Genomic DNA, 2,313 nt, shown 5'->3' with positions numbered 1-2,313 from the left:
GCTTTATAGGCTCTTGAAAGGACGATAAAAAGCTTTAATGAAGTGGCTGTTGTTGAATTATTTTCCATAAAAAACTCATCCTTTTTGTTTAATAAGTACAGCTTATAATGGTAGAGAACTGCTCATTTAATTATCTTGATTTCAAGATTATTATAAGGAATTTTTGACTAAAAGTCAATTAACCTTAGACAGGATTCGCCATAAGTTAGCAAAAAACTCTGGGTAAAAGGAAATTTTATGAAATTAATCATAAATATTTCTTATTTCCAGCATTCGGTAGTAAGATATGGGTAGAAAATATACTATTTATATAAAGAAGGGATTATTATGAGCAAGCAAGCAGTTTTACCGCAGCGTGCACCAAATGCCTCTGAAGCAACCATGTTTAAAATTTTATTTATTATTGGATTGTGCCATTTATTAAATGATGCCATTCAGGCTGTCGTCCCCGCCATGTTTCCTATTTTGGAAAAATCAATGGGACTTAGTTTCACGCAACTGGGAATCATTGCTTTTTCCTTAAATATGGTGTCTTCAGTTATGCAGCCTATTGTCGGATTTGTAACAGACAAAAAACCGATGCCTTTCGCACTGCCGATTGGATTGACCTTCACGTTAGTCGGAATTCTTGGCTTAGGGTTTGCATCAAGCTTTGGATGGATCGTAGTGTCCGTTCTCTTTATCGGTCTTGGGTCAGCAGTATTTCATCCAGAAGGATCAAGGGTTGCCTATATGGCTGCTGGAAATAGGCGCGGGCTTGCACAGTCAATATATCAGGTCGGCGGTAATACGGGGCAGGCATTAGCTCCACTAATTACTGCGTTAATATTAGTTCCACTAGGCCAAATCGGGGCGTCCTGGTTTACAGTGGTTGCCGCACTAGCTGTAATCTTATTAATTTATATCGCAAATTGGTATAATCAAAGGTTAGTAGTTTCTCCAAATTTAAAATTGAAAAAGAAATCTCCTGCAGGTAATAATAAAGGGTTAACGAAAGAAGTCAAAAATACATTAATATTGATTCTGTTATTAATTTTTGCAAGGACTTGGTATACTTCGGGGATTACTAATTTTTATACTTTTTATGCCATTAAAGAATATAGCCTTGCGATTAAACAATCTCAACTTTTCCTCTTTGCGTTTTTAGTTTCTGGTGCAATCGGGACTTTTTTTGGTGGTCCCCTTTCCGATCGTTTTGGAAAGAAAACAATCATTTCGTTTTCAATGTTAGCGACGGTTCCTTTTTCCATTTTAATTCCATATTCATCGCCAACACTTGCATTTATTTTCCTTATTATCACTGGATTCATTTTAATGACTAGTTTCTCCGTTACGGTTGTATATGCACAGGAATTAGTCCCAGGAAAAATAGGGACGATGTCTGGGTTAACAGTGGGGCTTGCATTTGGAATGGGAGCAATTGGTTCTGTCGGCCTTGGCTATATTGCTGACTGGATTGGATTACAGTCCATGATAAGATGGCTTGGAGTATTGCCATTACTAGGTTTAATTGCATTCCTTCTTCCGTCCGATAAAAAGATTTGGGAATGGAATAAACAGTAATGTAAAAGGATGGGCATAGGGACCCATCCTTTTATATTTCCTGAATTTTTTGGAATAATTCTGCCTTTTCCTCGTCGGTAAGCATTCTTTCTGCCATTGGAAATAAAACATTTTCCTCTTTGGAGAAATGCTCTATTAAGATGAAGTAAGCATTTTGAATTAGCTGTGCCGCTTGTTTCTTTTCTTCTATGGACCCAAGACCACTTTCTACCTTCGTAAGAAATTCACCAATATTTGCTTTTGCTTGATCATGCTCATATTCCATTACAGCAATTGGTCCTGAAGTTGTTCCGATATAAACACCCATCATCGGAAAAAGAATACCTTCTTCTCTTTCTGAATGGGGGTCTAATGCAGTCTTAAATTCATTTACTATTGTAGTTAATGTTGCATAGTTTGTTTCGATGTCTATTTCTTGATCAATTTTTTGAGTTAAATCATAAATTTCCTCTAATTGCTTTAATAACGGAGGATGTTCACTTTTTAATTGCATAAGCCCTTTACATAGTTCAGCTTGGGGCATGCCTCCAAGTGCGCTCATACAGCCACTCATCATCAATCACCTCAATCGCGTTTATAGTTTCAAGTATAAAAGCAACTATTAGGTAATGTAGTGACTTTGCTCACATTTCCGCTAAATTGTGAACCACCTTAAGAATTTTTGTCGGTTTTATGAAAACTTGAAAATTATTTAAAAAATTTTAACATTTATCACACAAATAAAGCTTAAATGTTTCATATAATAGAGAT

The 2,313-nt window shown here is 36.0% G+C and carries 2 protein-coding genes; one reads left to right on the top strand and one right to left on the bottom strand.

What is annotated here, in order from left to right:
* Positions 1-327 precede the first annotated feature (327 nt).
* Complete coding sequence (locus tag V7137_RS13735) at positions 328-1,563, top strand: MFS transporter (RefSeq protein ID WP_335698608.1); 1,236 nt, start codon at positions 328-330, stop codon at positions 1,561-1,563.
* A gap of 31 nt (positions 1,564-1,594) precedes the next feature.
* Here V7137_RS13735 and V7137_RS13730 read toward each other — a convergent pair whose 3' ends face one another.
* A complete protein-coding gene (locus tag V7137_RS13730; RefSeq protein ID WP_420490127.1) occupies positions 1,595-2,119 on the bottom strand; it encodes a hemerythrin domain-containing protein in 525 nt (174 codons plus the stop codon).
* Positions 2,120-2,313: the final 194 nt, after the last annotated feature.

The sequence above is a fragment of the Neobacillus drentensis genome (assembly GCF_036962765.1).
GTDB classification, from domain to species: domain Bacteria; phylum Bacillota; class Bacilli; order Bacillales; family Cytobacillaceae; genus Neobacillus; species Neobacillus drentensis_C.
Note: the sequence above shows the minus strand (reverse complement) of the source record. Positions and strands in the feature narration are given on the sequence as shown.

Coding starts and splice junctions, on each gene's coding strand:
- V7137_RS13730 (WP_420490127.1), bottom strand. CDS start 2,119: ATGATGAGTGGCTGTATGAGCGCACTTGGAGGCATGCCCCAAGCTGAA.
- V7137_RS13735 (WP_335698608.1), top strand. CDS start 328: ATGAGCAAGCAAGCAGTTTTACCGCAGCGTGCACCAAATGCCTCTGAA.